The sequence below is a fragment of the Mesotoga sp. UBA5847 genome, assembly GCF_002432735.1.
In the GTDB taxonomy this organism is placed as follows: domain Bacteria; phylum Thermotogota; class Thermotogae; order Petrotogales; family Kosmotogaceae; genus Mesotoga.
Map to the genome: position 1 here is coordinate 100,713 of NZ_DJGL01000014.1, position 16,809 is coordinate 117,521.

At 46.1% G+C, this 16,809-nt stretch carries 8 protein-coding genes; all 8 read right to left on the reverse strand.

The window, feature by feature from the left end; genetic code table 11:
* Positions 1-78: 78 nt before the first annotated feature.
* Positions 79-906, reverse strand: a complete 828-nt coding sequence (gene amrB / locus B3K91_RS01800; RefSeq protein ID WP_292592597.1) for an AmmeMemoRadiSam system protein B — start codon at positions 904-906, stop codon at positions 79-81.
* The gene (locus B3K91_RS01805; protein WP_292592599.1) at positions 903-12,584 is read right to left on the reverse strand and encodes a type II secretory pathway, component HofQ; all 11,682 of its coding nucleotides are present in this window, start codon (positions 12,582-12,584) and stop codon (positions 903-905) included. The genes amrB and B3K91_RS01805 overlap by 4 nt, the downstream gene beginning before the upstream one ends.
* Before the next feature lie 28 nt (positions 12,585-12,612).
* Positions 12,613-13,053 carry an alpha/beta hydrolase gene (locus B3K91_RS01810; protein WP_099828944.1) on the reverse strand — a complete coding sequence of 147 codons (441 nt, stop codon included), beginning with the start codon at positions 13,051-13,053 and terminating at the stop codon, positions 12,613-12,615.
* Between the two features lie 14 nt (positions 13,054-13,067).
* Complete coding sequence (locus B3K91_RS01815) at positions 13,068-13,664, reverse strand: hypothetical protein (protein ID WP_214060206.1); 597 nt, start codon at positions 13,662-13,664, stop codon at positions 13,068-13,070.
* Positions 13,657-14,079 carry a hypothetical protein gene (locus tag B3K91_RS01820; protein ID WP_292589236.1) on the reverse strand — a complete coding sequence of 141 codons (423 nt, stop codon included), beginning with the start codon at positions 14,077-14,079 and terminating at the stop codon, positions 13,657-13,659. Before B3K91_RS01820 ends, B3K91_RS01815 begins: the two co-directional genes overlap by 8 nt.
* Positions 14,080-14,179: 100 nt before the next feature.
* Positions 14,180-15,217, reverse strand: coding sequence for a hypothetical protein (locus tag B3K91_RS01825; protein ID WP_292592601.1), 1,038 nt, complete (start codon positions 15,215-15,217; stop codon positions 14,180-14,182).
* Between the two features lie 15 nt (positions 15,218-15,232).
* On the reverse strand, positions 15,233-15,613 hold the full coding sequence (locus tag B3K91_RS01830; protein WP_292592603.1) for a hypothetical protein: 381 nt from the start codon (positions 15,611-15,613) through the stop codon (positions 15,233-15,235).
* On the reverse strand, positions 15,610-16,809 hold the full coding sequence (locus B3K91_RS01835; protein ID WP_292592605.1) for a type II secretion system F family protein: 1,200 nt from the start codon (positions 16,807-16,809) through the stop codon (positions 15,610-15,612). The genes B3K91_RS01830 and B3K91_RS01835 overlap by 4 nt, the downstream gene beginning before the upstream one ends.

A 16,809-nucleotide genomic window follows, 5' to 3' on the forward strand; every position in this document is an offset into this window, starting at 1 on the left:
CCTCCAGTTCATCGAGATTATAGCATGTGTTTTTATGACGTACCGAAGGCCAAACATGGATCTATTTGATTTTGTAACTCACTTAAGCAAGGCAGCAAGATAACCGACAGTTCTGTACCTGTCTCCGATGACTTCACCGCTCGTCGTGTTGCAAAGTATATCCATCGATTCAAAGGTTTCTCTAACCGCCACCATAGGTCCTAGACCACAGGCGGTGATTCGCTCGCTTCTGGATATCTCGTATGACTCTGCGTACTTCCTCTCCTTGACAAGATTCACGAGTCTCCTGTCTTTCTCCATAGTTGTTTCGTGAGACTCGTAGTGATTCAGATCTGAGGAAGCGATTATCAGTAGGTTACTCTTCTCGCTCAGGATCTTCCTTAGCAGCCCGGAAACCATTAATGCCACTTCCAGTCTCTGATCACTCATAATTATCGGCACGATTTTGAAGTCACTGTACAGAAACTGCAGGAACGGCAGCTGGACTTCTATAGAGTGTTCGTACAGGTGGGCCGCCGTGTCAGATACCACAAGTCCGCTAGACATAGTCATGATTGACTTCCCAAGCTCTTTATCTATCTCTACTTCACCCAGAGGTGTGTCCCAAGAATCTTCATTCCACAGAGATAGCCTCGTCCCAAGGCCGGTATGATTGGGACCGATAATTATTACCGTTGAAGGGGTAATTAGAGAATACGACTTCCAATAGCTCCAGGCAGCAACCGGACCGCTTGCCATGTACCCCGCATGCGGCACTACCAAACCAACTGAGCTTTCAGATTTTCCAGGATTCTTAGGAAGACTCCCTGGTCCTATCGGATGAAAGAAGCAATTCTTGATCTGGCTCTTGAGGTCCTCACTGTCATCTGCGTAGAACTTGCCGCTGACAACGGGGCTCCTTTTCACGGCTCTACCACCTCCGCTGTGATGAAGATAACCAGTTCTCTCTTATCAGACGTTCTGTTTTCGGTAGTAAATAACTTACCGATAAACGGCAAATCGCTCAAGAAAGGCATCTTATTAACGGTTACAGTATCCTTGTTTGCAACAAGTCCACCGATCGTCAATGTATTGCCGTTCGAAATAATCAGTCTGCTGTTTGCTTCCCTCGTCTTCTCACCATATAGCGTTCGTGTTCCGTCCTGATACTTCTCGGGCTCGCTGACTTTTATAAAGAGATCGAGAAGTATCTTGCCGTCATCATTGACAGTTGGAGTAATTCTTAATTCGACTCCTGTGTTCAGATACTCGATAGTCTCGATCTCTACGGGATTACCATCTACGTACTCGATTGTTCGAACCAAGTAGGGAATGGTGTCCCCGATATGAATCTTCGCTTCCTGACCACTCATTGAGACTATCGAAGGACTGGAGATAAGGTCGGAATCGGTGTCCCTATTGCTCAGGTCTGCCCCGATCTTCACGACTGCCGTATTTACGATATCGTCTATCAGTTTCGTAAAATCAAGATAGTCGATGATTTTGAAGTCGAGATCTATCGAACCGCTTTCAATGAGAATCTCAGGAGTGTTAATCCCTATTGCCGTCTTGAACTCCCTCTGAATATCATCAACAAGCGATTTATCCACGAGCCTTGTTTCGATTCGTACCTGCTTTTTAGGACGCGAGAGATCGGATCCAATTTCGTCAAAGATATTATCAACTCTTGATTTGGCCAGGCCTCTGACTACTATATATCCGTTCACCGGATCTGAGAGAACTTCACCTCCATAGAACTCTATAAGCCTTGTTACTTCTTCAACATTGTGGTAAACACGATAGACTAGTTCAACATCGGTCGGTTCTTCACCGGCCTTCTGCTCCTTCTTTGTCACCGCATAGATATCATCGATTCTGCTTATCTCAACCGGCTTCGTGGCATTTATTACTCTGGTAAGAGCTTCCCATGTGAGATCCTTGACAGACATGGTGATCCTCTCATTTATGTCGTCAATGAAAAGGAGCGAGATTTGAAGCTTGTCGGCCACTAGTCTCAACAACTCTTCCAGATCCTGATTGGCGACATTTATCTGGACAAGCTTTCCCTCAACCACTACTCCCCTTTCCAGCGGATCTACTGCCTTTCTCGACTCCTGGACCTCTTTGATCATCTTTTCGGCCATATCAAGGAGAGCTGAACTCTTCGATTTTATCAGCAGCATCTGAAGTTCGGTGAATGTCTGAACCGTGATACCCTCGATCGATTCTCTTAAGAGAGAGGCCAGTTCCTCAGGATTCACCGTGAGATCGGTTATGTATCTCGAAATCTCCCTATCGGCAGCTGCCTCCTCGACTGTCCTGGTTATGATCATTAGTGACTCGGGTTCACCGATTAGCAACCACTGCCGATCTAGGTCGACAAATTCGATTTCGAGACCCAGTTTGAAGATCAGTTCCGCTAACTGGGCCTGTGTGACGAGGTTCTTCTCGATCCTCACCGACTCTCTTTTAGAATCAACAGCGAGTATGTTCAGCGCTGCCCTAGCGTTCTCAAGTCCGACCTGAGTCCCAATTCCAATGAGCCTTCCTGAGTATTCAATGATTGATTTCAGCTGAATTTCCGCGGCTTCCAGGAACTGTGTGACTTGTTCTGTGCTCCAGCCGCTAACAGGAGGAAGGTCTTCGATGTTAATTTGCTCTGATGCTTCCTTGCTGCCCGCATTCCGATTCAGCTCTGAAATAAGCTCTCTCGCGAAGTCAACGTGGTCACTCTCTCCTACCAAGAGGAGGCGAGTATCGAACCTACCGATGAAGACAGATACACCAATGTTCTCAAGAGCCTCCTCAAGGCTAGCCATTCCTGATCTTTGGCTCCCCTGAGCAAAATAGACGCTCTCTAGATCCTCTAAGAAGGCTTGCCCTACTGTGATAAGGGAATAGGACAGGAATTTAGCCTCTACAGTTACTGCTTTGACAAGTACCTCTTTCAGTGCTGCTACATCATCAAAGTTACCGACTATCATGTACCTAGATGGTGTGATTTGAACAACGGATACCTCCAGGAGAAGATCGCTAACCATAGCTTGAAGAATCTCAGGAGTTATACTGGCAGGTAAATCAATATAAGCGAAGTGGACCTGCTGGTTGTTAACCAGGTAGTCTATCACGGCCTGTGCTTCGTCGACTGATTCGCGGGTTCCAATTAGCAAATAACCACCGCTCACATCGAAGACTCCAGGAAGAGAAATCGCTTTTGCCTCAAGATACGCATTAAGAGTTTCTGCATCGATTCCGGAGAGTCTCTTTGCGAACCTTGATTCATTTACAATCCCTGCTTTCTCGCTTGTAAGACCGCCTATAACCTCCTCGAATTCAGCAATATCCTCGCCCGTACCTATCATGAAGACCATGTCTCCGACCGGTTCAAATTTGAGCTTCAGTTCCATCAACCCCGCAATCGTCTCGAATTGATCGACTTGCGTTCCATCCGGCTGCACAAAGGTCTTATAAGAGATAGATCCATCGGCAGAAGTTCCCATCGAATCTATCCCTATCCGTAGAGAGGAAATCAACTCTTGAGCTCTCGCAAGGGAGGGCTTGGTTCCGACGATAATCGCATAGTCACCTGCTTCAATAATACCAACCGGTATCTGAATCGACTCGAAGGCAATCTCAAGCTGCCCGGGCGTCAGATTCCTTGGAAGGATGGTAATTGTGTAAGACAGCGGACCTTCGTCTGCCTCGACAGTTTTTCCAAGTGAGTTGTAGACATCGACGGCTATCTCCAGATCCGTTCTAGTTCCGACAAACACAAGCGCAGTATCGCTTTCAAGAATCTCCACTTTGACGCCGATCAACCTGAAGAGCTGATTAAGCAAGTTCGATGAGACTTCGTCTTCAAGATCAAGAATTTCAAATTCACTCTTCTCTCCCGAATCGCCGGTAGACACCTGAACGAGCCTTTCCACAAGTGCCAGAGCGTTCTCTATCGATTCTCTGGTTCCGATAAGAAGCAGAACGTTGCCTACTGAATCCAGATCCACACTGAACCTTAGCTTATCTAACACAGCCTCCAGTGAACTGAGATCGAAACCCTCCGGCAAGGAGATCGTAGCGAATTCGATCTCGTCAGTTTCAGGTTCTTGATCCTCTTTTTCAAACTTTGAGAAGAGCTCAACTGCTCTTGCGTTGTTTTCTCCTGAACCAATGAACACAATGTAATCCGCTACTTCTACGATCTTTACAGGTATATTGAGAGAGGAAAGAAGCTCTCTGAACTGCCCCAAAGAAATCTCTTCTACTAGCTCAACGATTTCGTATTCGGGGCTCTCGAATTTCCCTATTCCCAATGTTGCAGAGACCGAACTCACCAATTCTCTGAAGCGGTCAACATTACTCTGGGTACCAACCGAAACCACGTCTCCACCGACTGGAAGAATCTGGACATTGAGCGATAGACTCTCAACAAGGGCCGCCATTTCGGCTAGCGAAAGCCCATCACCCAACGGGACTATTGAGTACACTCTCTTCTCATCGACCGCAGGATCCTCTGGAGTTAGGTATTCAACTATCTCTTTTGCCGTTCTTAAGTCACTATCGGGGCCAATTAACATCACTTCCCCGTCAACTTGAACAGCCGAAATACTGAGAGCCATGTCGCTCAGAATCCTCTCAAACTTTTCGAGAGTCAGTTCGGCAGGAAGTTTCGCAAGTCTATAAGAGACTCCTTTTCCTAGCCCGCTTCGAATAACTTCATCAAGTAGAGCAACAGCCATATTAACATCCTCTTCGAGACCCGATACGGACATGCTTTGCCCCAGCTTTGTATAGGAGAGGTTGAAACCGGCGGAAACTAGTATCTCCCGTAACTCCTCAAACGTCATCCCGGATGGAATAGTATATAGGGTAGTCAGCTTCTTCGTCTTCAACTCGAGACCGTCCATCAAAGCCGGTATTTCCGCAAGCTGATCTTCGGGACCTATTAGCAGGTAGCCTTGACTACTTTCGTGGAATACCTTCACGGCAAAGCTCATCGCCATGAAGAAATCAGAGAGAGTCTCGCCACTCCAGCCTTCGAGTTTCGGGAAGAACTGTGCCGTAAGGCTCTCCGCCGTCGGCGCCGACCCCATCTCCTTGAGAAGACTCTCAAAGACAACAATATCCTCTTCGTTTCCAACGACCACTATTCTGTCTCCCTCTCCGAAAACGATTAGAGAGGAGTTCATACTTGACAGAAGCTGATTCAGGAAATCAGTACTATGGCCTATCCCACTGAAGATGCGCATTTCTTGCGACTTCTCGGACGGTTTATCGGAAGTTAGGCGGTTAAGAATGTCCCTTACCTGTTCAATCTCTCCTTCCTTTCCATAAACGACGAAGCTGCCCCGAATCTCGAGAACGGAGATTTCCAGGCCAAGTGTGTTAATTATCCCATCGAGTTCTTCGATGGTAACTTCACGAGGAACTATAACTGTGACTTTGTGTTCGCTGATAATATCGTTCCTTATCTGTACGAATCTTTCAATCTCCTTCTCTGCTCCGATCACTACAAGTCTCCCGGCCACAGAAAGAGGATAGACGTTTATGTTGAACGCCGATTTGACTGATTGGGCAGCTGCAAGATCAAATCCGTCACGAACCTCGACTACTAGATAACTCTGTTCGCCGTCAACAACCTGAACCTCTCTTCGCGAGAGGATCGAGCTAATAGTCTCTTCGGCCTTCTTGACGTTTTCCTTTTGGCCGACCGCTATTACTCCGGTTGGCGTATTCAGAAGATCAATACGAATACCCAGCCTAGAGAAGATCGCTCTGAAACTGTCGGTCTCCTCAGTTGGGATTTCCACAAATGCAAAGATGTCAGGTTCATCGCCCTTGGGAAGCACTATTCCTTCAGCAAGTTCGCCGAAGACTCTTACGGTAGAACGAACATCGCTTTCCGGACCTATCACCATCGACCTTCCATCAACGGTAACAACTGTAACTGCAAGCCCCATCTTCTCCAGCATACTCTGCAGATTCTGAATAGAAGGAACGGACTCAACTATCTCGTAGTGAGGTCTCTCAAGACCTGAAAGCCTGGTTGTTTCGGTGCTTATTCGGTCAAGAATTGCCGTGGGACCCACAATGAGATAACCTGATTGGACCGGTGTTACGCTTATCTTTGCCCATTCTTTTTCTCCCAAATAACCCCGCAAGTATGAAACTAGCTTGCCATCTTCCCAGCCGGCAGGGTTGTTGAAGAATCTAGATTCGACCGTCTCATCTTCTTCCGCCCTTGAAAGCACCGAATGGACAACTTCTATCGCCTTTGTCGACTCCTCTTCGGTTCCAACCAGAACAACGCCGGAAGGAGATGAGAGAAGCTCAACATCTAGTCTTAGACTCTCAAGTATGGCAGTGAACTCGCCGATCCTGTCATTTGGAATATCAGTGAAAGCGTACTTGAGTTCCTTGTCGGTCTCAAGTATGACGGTTCGATCATTTATCGATTTTACGACGCTCGCTGCATTTTCAAGGTCCTCACCGTATCCGACAATTATCACGTTGCTTCCAAAGCTCAAAGCAGTAGCGTCTATCTTCAGTTCCGAAAGTACTTGTCTGATCGTCTCGAATGTGCCTTCGCTTGCAGGCATTATTATGTAGTCGTATTTTCTCGAGGTCAGTGGAGCCTCAAGACCGTTTCTCAGCATCTTGATCAATTCGACTGTCTTCTCTACACTCTCCTTCATGCCAACGACAAGGTGTTTGTCTCCGACCGGTAGTATCGTCACCTTAAGTCCCAGCCGTTCAAGAAGAGTGTCCAGCTGGTCTATTGCAGGAAGTGAGGTTTCTATGACAAAGAACGGATCTTCGATCCCTGCCAGACGATCGGCTTCCGCAACCAATCTCGAGATAACTTCCAGCGGACCGACAACGATATAGCCACTGGACGAAGGGGTGATTGAGATCCTAGAGAAATCGTCCTCGCCAAGGAAGTCCATGAAGTAGCTGGCATATTTTGCATCGTTCCAGCCCGGCACAACTGCAGCTACGTTTGAAACTCGCCCCTTCTCTCCTTCGGTTTCAGCAACCAGGGCTTCTCTTTCGAGAATCGCGTTGACGGTCTTGATTGCTGTCTCGACCTTTTCTCTGTCACCGATCATTAAAACCCCGGTGGCAGAAGGAAGAAGCTCTACTCCGGCACCAAGCTTATCAAGAATTGCCTGATAACTATCTATCTCGCTGCTCTGTATGCCCGTGAAGGCGTACGTGGGTTCATAAACCTGTGCTGTAGTTCTTCTACTAAGTATGTCATCTACTACCATGATCGTTCTCTCAACTGCCTCTTGAGAACCGATTACGATAACTCCGGATGGGGATGTAATTAAGGATACTTCAATTGCGAGTCTCTCAAGAATCGCATTGAAGCTGCCGATGTCTTCCCCGGAAATATCAACGACTCTGTATTCTACAGCTTCAGGCACAGTCACATCTTGTGAGACTGATTTCAAGAGCTGCTCCATTATCTGGCTTGTGCGTCGTACATCTTCACCTGAACCGATTACAATGGTGGAACTACCCATTTTTGCGAGATCAACCATAACCCCCAATCTAGCCAGAAGCCCTTCAAGATCGTCGACGGGAGGTATCCTGTCAAACACTGCGAAAGCCGGATCCTCAAATTCCCTGAGTCTCGAGATCTCTGCCTTGACTACTTCTGCCAGGACAATTGGAGTTAGGGCAATAAACCCGCTGGAGGACGTCATAATTGAGATTCTCTCAAAGTCGTCGACTCCAAGGAATAGTCTAAGGTATTCGCTTACCCTCGCAAGATCCCAACCCGGTATGGCCTTGATGTCAAGAGACACTCTTTCTTCCCTTTCGATTTCCTGAGCATGAAGCTGTTTATATAGAGATCTGAACTTTAAGAGATCCTCTTCTTCACCTATCGCGACAATCTTGTCAGCCACCCCGACTGCAAATACTCTGTAGTTAAGAAGTTCAAGGGCAGGTTCCAGTGACTGAACGGTAATTCCTGACGATAACGGAAGAAGAAGGAAACTCTCATACTTATCCTGAAGTGGAACATCTTGCGATTCTCTTGAGTTGATCGCCTCAATCAACTCCTCCGCACGTTCAAGCTCAGACTCTGCTCCAATGGCGACAACACCTGTAGGGGTGTTGAGCAGTTCGACATCAATACCCAGCCGTTCGATGATCGGGAGAAGTTGTGCTATCGAATCCGATCTAACATCTACAAATCTGAATCTCAAACTGAGATCTGCTGAAACACTTTCGGAGTGAGCCATTACCGACTCAACTATGTCAAGTGCCTTTAGAAGCTCTTCCCCAGAACCCACAGCAACTACTCCTGTAGAGATCTGGATGAACTCCGATACGACCCCAAGCTTTTCCATTACTATCTCCAGAGGAGCAATATCTTCAGGTCTTACAGGCAAGAAAATGAACGTTTTTGACTCTAGCGCCTGCTCCTCGGGTTCACCTTCCGGATAGATCGCATCTATAAGCTGATCGATGAGCTTTCCGGTTCTGTCAACACTGTCACGGTTTCCAACTATTAAGTACTTGTCTTCAACAGGAATGATTCCGACCTTTATTCCGAGAGCATCTATTAAAAGCTCCAGCTGGTCAAGAGGAGGTAAAGCTCGCTGTACCATGAAGTGCGGGTCCTGAATCTCTTCAAGTCTGGCGATCTCTTCCTCTATCGTCTTTAGAAGTTCAACCGGGCCAACGATTATGTATCCACTCACTGAAGGAGCAATCGAGACTCGAGAATAGAGGTCTTCGCCTAGATAGTCTCTTAAGTAGCTGGAAAGCATTTCGTTGCTCCAACCAGCTACCTTCTTAACGAAGGTCGATACGTTCCTTGTATCTTCAGAGGGACCTATCTCCTTCTTTTGATCAACAATCGTTTGCACTACAGTTTTGGCCCTTGAAACCTCTTCCGACGAACCAATCAAGAGGGCCCCTGAGGGAGAAGATAGTAGTTCAGCGTTGATTCCCATTTTCTCCAGAACCAAAGAGTAATCGCCAATCTCGTCAGAAGAAACTGAAACAAACTCGAACACCGATTCCGTCACAATAGTCGACGGCCGCTTCTCAAGGATTGATTCTGAAGTCTCCATTGCTTTTGCGACTTCTTTGCGTTCACCGATAATCAAGACACCAGACGGGGAGTCGAGAAGCTCCACTTCTATACCGATGCTCGAGAATATTCCTCTAAATGCTGCAGAATCCTCGCCCGATATTTGAGAGAGTTCAAATACCATTTCACCGACTTCGGGCTCGTCACCGATTATCTCCAGAAGCTTGGCAACTATCTCTATAGTTTGTTTGACATTGGGTTCAGTACCGATGATAACGAAGTAATCATCAACCTTCAGAATATCGACTATTACTCCGAGTCTCACTAGAAGAGAATTCAGTTCGTTTAATGAGGGCATCCTTCGCTCTATAGAGTAGAAGGGGCTTTCTATTTTCCTGAGCCTATCGAGTTCCCTTTCAACACTTTCCAAGATTGACTCGGGACAGTTGATGATGTATCCCTTGGCGGTCTGAACGAGAGAAATGCTGGCAGTCTTGTCAACTCCCAGGACTACTCCCAGATACGACAATAGTCGTTCAGAGTCCCAACCGGGCACCCCCAAAATCTCTTTGCTTGCAAAAGCCCCCTCCGCACTCTCTGAGGTGAGAATCTCTCCGTACAACCCTCTGAACAACTGAAGGTCGAAGCTGTTTCCGACAACAACGATCTTGTCGTAGATCTCTGTGATAACGAGATCGAAACCGAAGACATTTATCACTGAGTTTAGAGATTCTATTGCAATCTCAGGTTTAGAAGAGATTATCAGGTACGAACTATCGGCATCTACTTCTTGAGGAAGTGTAGTTGGTTCTTTCTTTAGAATCTCATCGACAATCTTCTTCGCTTTAGCCAGTTGTGTTTCGACACCGATTCCGATTATCCCAACTGGTGTTTCCACAAGATCAATCTCGTAACCAAGAAGGGTTAGAATCTCTTCCAGGCTACCGACCAAGGACAACTCAACATCTATTAAGCTATAGCTTTTTGGACCGGTCTCAATCGTCTCAATTCTCGACAAAATCGAACTAATAACTGCCATTGCATCTTCAAGGCGGTCCTCAGTTGCCACAACAGCCACGCCGGTTGGTGTGTTTACAAACTCCACTGACAAGCTAAGTTTATTCAGAAGCTCGCTGATCCCTTGAATCTCGGAATAGGGCAGATTTATGAATTCATACTTGTACTCTAATTTAGCCTCAGAAACGTCCCCCTGCACAGGAAGTCCGCTACTCAGCTGCCTTACAAGCCTTGATGCTTCCTCAACGTTCTCCCTGGAGCCAATAATCATGAACTGGTTCTCGACTGGAACTATGGTCGCAGCAATACCCAGTCTTTGCAATAGGACTTCAAACTGGGAAAGAGAGGGGATAGATGTCTCCAGTCTGTACGATGGGTTCTCAAATCCTCTCAGTTTTTCCGCTTCAGCGGAAACCGCTTCAAGAACAGATTCTGTTGCAATAACTATGTATCCATTGCCTGAAGTTGTGAGAGTGATATCAGAGAAGAGTCTAGGTCCAAGAAAGTCGCTGAGGTAGGCTCTGAACTTCTCGATATCCCAGCCGGGAATAGCCCTTATCTGGAGGGAGAGGCGAGTCTCCTGACTTGCCATCCTGCTTTCAACCATCTCAGTGATTCTGGGAATTCTCTCTTCAATGATCCCTTCTATCTCAGAAAGCCTTTCCGGATACGCTCTGATTACCAGAAGACCCGCAGAAGTGATGAAATCAGCCGTCTCATTTTCTACGAGAATCGTTTCGAGCAGATCCCCCAGACCGGAAGAGTAGATTTCGGGAGAGATCTCGAGAATCGATTCCCTTGTCACCCTGTATATCTGTCTTTCATGTTGTTCAAGTTCGTTGATGGCCCTCCCCATGATTCCTGAAGGACCATACATGAAGACCAGTCTGTCCGCAATCTGCTGAATTGTGTACTCACTCTCAACGAGACCTTGGGCAGCAAAGAACGTACCAAGAAAACTGGATACTTCTTCATATGAATCGTTGGTCTTCAGTTCCAGGTAAGTGCTATCATAGTCATCAAATGTAATCCCGGTAAATAACGACAGCAGATATTCGGCAGTCTCTATAGAGCTCTTAGCACCCTTCACGATGTAACCCTTTCTCTCGCCTAAGGGCTCAATTATTGAACCTGTAATTCGTTCGACCTGAGCTACTATCGACTCTTCTATTGTAAGGTGATAGTTCACCATGAGGTATGAAACGTCTTCAGAAATTGTGGAGAAAGAGTCTGCGATTCTCTCCAGAACAGGAACTAGATAATTTGGCAGCTCGAAAGTGACTTTTCCGATAGGCTCAAAGGTTCTGTCAACGGAAAGTTCCTCATAAACTGCATAGCTTTGAAGAATCCCGAAGATCGCTCCCACGAGGGTCCCGTCATCAGGAAGCCCCGACCCTGAAGCACTTACTAGTTTCAGAACGTCCTCAATCAAGAAGAAATTGTCGGGGAGAGTCAATGTAACCCTTGTCCTGCTCGAATCAAGATCTTCTGAGGTCAAATACAACCTGTAGAGATCGAGATACTCATAAAGGGCCGTAACTTGAGAATCGTTTCCAGAGAATATCAGCTTGTTGAACTCAGGAATACTTACTATGGTAAGGCTTTCTGAGAAGAGCAGCGAATTAAGACTCCTTGCCAATTCGTAGTATGCTGTAAGCGGTTCAACATCGACGTTAGTTATCTCCCACGGGACAGAGTATTCTTTGGTGACCGTGTTTTTCGTAAGAGCTGCAGAAAGACTCATGTGGGTCTGGAGATCGCCAAACACCATCAAAGAAGCCTCGTTCGGCAGATACTCTATGTAGCTATTTACTGGAAGAGTCTTTCTCAGCCTTTCAATCTGTTCTGAAACGGTCTCCCCCTCAATATTGAAATCAACACCGATATACGTCTTCCAGAAGGCATTAACAAGATCTTGAACTTCTTCAGGCGAACCCAGATAGAAGGTTCCGTCAGTCAAATAGGAATAAGCGACCCTATCTCCAAGAGACGTAAGGATATTTCTCAGAATATCTTCGGGCATGGCCAGTGAGAAACCAACCACAACCTGCTCATTTCTAACACTTGGAGAGATGATATACGATAGATCTAGCATTTCTTCCGAAAAAAGATATGTCATCGCAGTAGATAGCGTCATACCATATGTAGTGAATTTCTCGATATTCACATTAATATTCGATCTAAAGAATCTAAGCGTAACAACATTCTCCATAATCGTAACTTCTGGATCATCGATTGCTGGAATCAACAAAGCGACGTTCACCGACAGTCTCTTCGGATCTTGCCTGGTCCACAAACCTTCAACCGGACCCATTCGAAGCGGTAAATTCATATCTCTGCCGCTTACACCGTTTATTGCCAGAGAATATATGGTCCTTGAAGGATTCGATTGTATATTGTAATCTGTGACATTGTCCTTAAAGATCAGAGTCACTGTTACCGATTCTGCATCCATAGTGGGAATGACTGAATTCAGCTGATTAGAGAAACCAATACAGAAGAAGCCCAGAACTAGAAATAAGACCGCTATTCTTCTCACACGAATCACCCCATATTCACCCTCGAGTTTATGACCTGAAATACTTCACAACAAAGAAGCTGTTCGTACTAGTATCATTTAGCAGAACAGCAAATTCCGTAATTCCATATACTATATAGGAGGGAGCAACTTGCTCGCCCACTCTTACTGTTATCTCCGTCTCACCCGTCTGTAGAACTGCGTAATCAACCTTGTTCAACCTGTAATAGGCAACATACCTGACATTCTCTGCCTCTTCGCCGACTTCTAGCATTGAACTTATGACCTCCGAAGGACTCGCATAGAGTGGGAGGAAATGATTCTCCATACTGAAGACGCTCACCACCCTAGAAGTATCAACGGGATCAATTCTTATTCTGCTTGCCGCAACATCAGCAATCTCTACCGGTTCGAAGAGCAATACCAAGAGTACACCACCCGTGACTAACAGAGTAATTGAGACCACTATTATCAAAACGATCTTCTCCATAAAATCAGCTCCGTCTAGAAGGTCCCTGTTACAGCAATGTCCGTCCTCAACTCAAGCAAAAGATTGGACGGAATATTAGACTCCGGCAGAATCGGAAATCCAAGGTTTGATCTCAGATCAAGCTTTCTGACAAGAATTCTCGGTTCACTGACAATCATCTCAACAAGATCAAGAATATCTCTCGAACTACCTGAGACAGTGATTCCTTTGTACTCTCCTTGAGAAGACCTTATCGGAATCCTCTCCTCTATCTCCTTAAGATAACTCCTTGTACTCATTGCGCCTATCGCTTCGTTTCGGACTCTTGAGAGCAACTGAACCTCAAGGTATGCACTTTCAAGACCGTTCACCTCTTCGACCAGCAGAGATGTATTCTCGAAAGTGTTGTAGGAGTAAAGTACCACCAGGAACAAAAAACCTACGATCGTCAAAGCGATCAACGACCAGAAGGCAATCTTTGAGTTTATTCCCTTTCTGTCAAGAATACTGAGTCTTCTCTTCAGCTTATTAGCATAGTCTCTGTGAATGAAAAAGCCATCGTTGCTCTCAAAAGATCCCGAGTCGACAAAGGCATTAATTTCTTCGATGTTAAACTCGTCTCTCTCATTCATCGAGGCCACCCACCTTGAGGTCGACAAGTTGAAGAGAGTAAAGCTCCGCGAAGTCCAAATTACCCCTCACGCTTGGCCTGGCAAGAAGGGTTGGTGTGGTAAGCGGTGACGGGAAATAGGTATTATCACCTTCAAATATTAGATAGTAGAAGGAGTTACCAACACCACTTTCAAACGAAATTCTCGAAGCAATCGTCTTCAGAGCGTTCTCGTCTTCGAGATAAGCTTCCATTGTTCTGAAGACATCCATCTCTAGCGACTTCGAGCTTACATGAGCGCGAAGATCGCTAACCTGTCTACTAAGTCTATTCCGGATTGCAATGTACTCCTGCTTCTTGTCGAACATCATGTCAATGTCTGCTATCAGATTCCCTGTAAGGTATGTTCCAGTATTATCAAACAGATAGCCTTTCATTCTAGAAACCTGTCTAAATCTTACATCAAAGGCTTGGGTCACAAAAAAACGAGACCCGATAATCAGAACGACAATTATCAGCAGGACTATTAAAGAATACTTAAGCCTTGATACCCGTTTCTTCCTTGAATGTAAGTTTACGTCGACCAAGTATCTCACCACCTCTCATGAGTAGTCCCACCGAAGTATATGTTATCCCAGTCGTTTCCTTAATCCTAAGAGGCATGCTGACCACCTCTGTCTCGTCTCCAAGAATTCTCTGAAATGCTCTTGAGTAAACGGCTGTAGAAAGACTCGAGGGCCCCACTACAAAGAACCTTGTGAAGAGAGACTCGTCGGCCGCAGAAGTATTCGGAGAGTTCGACAGAGTGTTCGTAAGATACATCCTAAGCTGATAGGAGATTAGCCCTTCAAGTCTCTCGGAAGCCTCTTCTATCAATGAATCGTAATATGCCTTGGAGCCGACAAGGAACTCCCTCTGGATATCTGTTTTAGGAGAAAGAGAGTTGTCCTCACTGAAACCACTTGCCAGCTCGTCAAAACCATCGCTTATGTAGTTCAGCCCAACAATCTCTTCTCCTCTCAGTGTAAGGAGAATCGAATAATTCTTATCCACCACAAAGACGATGTTGTTTCCCTCGAAGACACTGGTATGAGCGGTCTTGAAGATGGAGAAAGGCTTAACATCTACTATATTCGGCTCGGGGAAGTTCTCACCTGTGAGTCTTCCAACGAATTCAAAAACAGCCTTCCTCTTGGTGATAATAAAGGCAGGAACCAACCCCGTCTTCAAAGAAGCAATTGAGTTGAGACAGGCAACGTTTACTTCGTCTGGCGGCAAAGAAAACTGAGAGGCGGCCTTGAAACTGGCAACGCTAAGCAGGTTCTTCATCGACTTGACCCTCGGAACCTCTAGATGCTGAAACACAACATCCTTTGGGTGGAAGGTCGTCACAAATATCTCATCTACGGGAAGAGTATTATTCTCGCCAAACACCCTGGCCGCTTCGCCAAGCGAGTTCTCACCGATCCTAAGGACAGAAAAGACCGGTATTACGCTCCTACCCTCGACCACTGCTCTTACGATCTCAGTGTAACCCTCATCGGAATTAACGGCAGTAATCATACTTTGAAACATATTTACCCCCAAGTCTCAATAAGTGACCTTCCCCGTAACCGGCTGGATAGTCAATACACTGCCATCAGCAAAATTCAGCGTTGTCGAACCGTTAAGAATTACTATAGACCCATCGCCGTTGAATCTTATTCTGAAACCTTCGGGATTCTCCCACAAGCAATCCTCAAAAATATCACCCGTTGTCGAAGACACCCTTCTAGTTCTGAAATCATAGAAGAGCTCGACTGGTCTTGAACGAACAATTGCCTCAAGTCGTTGGCTTTCAATGAAAGAATCGAAAGCTGTTTTGCTGAGGCTAATCTTTAGCTTAACTATGATTTCAGACGAAACCAGTACGACGCCGCTGATACACAGAGAGACCAGGACCAGACAGCACAACAACTCGGTCAAGCTCATCCAATACTTTGCTCCATAGCAAAGACTGCACCGTATATCGTTATTGCCAGGAAACCAATGAACCCACCAATAAATAATATCATTATTGGTTCCACAAGCGAAACAAGTTTCTTGAGTGCGTTCTGAACTTGCATATGATAGAAATCCGCAACTTTTAACATCACTTCATCCAGCTTGCCGGTCTCTTCACCAACAGCAACCATACTAACAACAATGGGCGGAAAGACCTTCTGGCGCTCCAAAGCAGCATTGATGCTTTCCCCACCCTTTATTCCTATTATTGCATTGCCCACTGCTTTCATAACTCTTGGACTCTGAGAGACTTCTCCGGCCAGTTCCAAAACGGTCGGCAGATCGACTCCACTGGCAACTAGGACCGCAGTCGTCCGAGTGAACCTCTCCATTGCCGTCATGTTTCTCAAATTCCTTATCGGAGGGATCAACTTACCAATGTTTTCCTTGACAACGTTTCCATATCTGCTCTTGAAGAAAAAGTAGCCTCCGATCAACAATCCGACAAGCATAACAAGCAACAGAGGCCAGTGATTCTCAAGAATGCTGTTCATACTCAGGAGAATTGCCATCGCTCCTTCTGGTTGAAAGTTTCCACCAAAAGCGCCGATCAGGTTCGGCAAAATGAAGAAGGAGATCATCCCAACTATTCCAACTGCAAAGACCATCATGAAGAGAGGGTATGACATAGCTGACTTCACTTGATTCTGCAGCTCGACCATCCCTTCGTAGAAGTCGGCAACCCGTTCTAGTGACTCGTCTAGCACTCCACCCGCTTCTCCGGCCTTAACCAGATTGGTGAAGAGGGGCTCGAATACACCCGTCTTTTCAAGTGACTCGCTGAAGCTCATTCCACCTTCTATATCCAGGACCACCCGAGTCACGATCTTTCTGAATCTTCTTGAAAAGAAAATCTGAGTTGAAAGAACCTGAAGAGCGTCTCTTATTCTCACACCTGAGGAAACCATGGTTGCCAATTGCCTTGAGAAGATGCTGACTTCCTTTTGCGAGGCAGGGAACATTGAAGCTTTCGTGGAAACATGTGAAGCGGACTGCTTGATTGAACTGACGACATACCCTCTGCTTGAAAGTATCTGAAGCGCCTCTAGTTTGGAGTTCGCAGCAAGCTTGCCTTTTTCTGATTTTCCCTTGGTGTTGATGACTTCATAGCGGAAATCGGGCAT

Excerpts from the sequence above, each read along its gene's own strand:
- B3K91_RS01815 (WP_214060206.1), bottom strand. The coding sequence starts at position 13,664 with ATGAATGAGAGAGACGAGTTTAACATCGAAGAAATTAATGCCTTTGTC.
- B3K91_RS01835 (WP_292592605.1), bottom strand. The coding sequence starts at position 16,809 with ATGCCCGATTTCCGCTATGAAGTCATCAACACCAAGGGAAAATCAGAA.
- B3K91_RS01825 (WP_292592601.1), bottom strand. The coding sequence starts at position 15,217 with ATGTTTCAAAGTATGATTACTGCCGTTAATTCCGATGAGGGTTACACT.
- B3K91_RS01830 (WP_292592603.1), bottom strand. The coding sequence starts at position 15,613 with ATGAGCTTGACCGAGTTGTTGTGCTGTCTGGTCCTGGTCTCTCTGTGT.
- B3K91_RS01810 (WP_099828944.1), bottom strand. The coding sequence starts at position 13,053 with ATGGAGAAGATCGTTTTGATAATAGTGGTCTCAATTACTCTGTTAGTC.
- B3K91_RS01820 (WP_292589236.1), bottom strand. The coding sequence starts at position 14,079 with ATGAAAGGCTATCTGTTTGATAATACTGGAACATACCTTACAGGGAAT.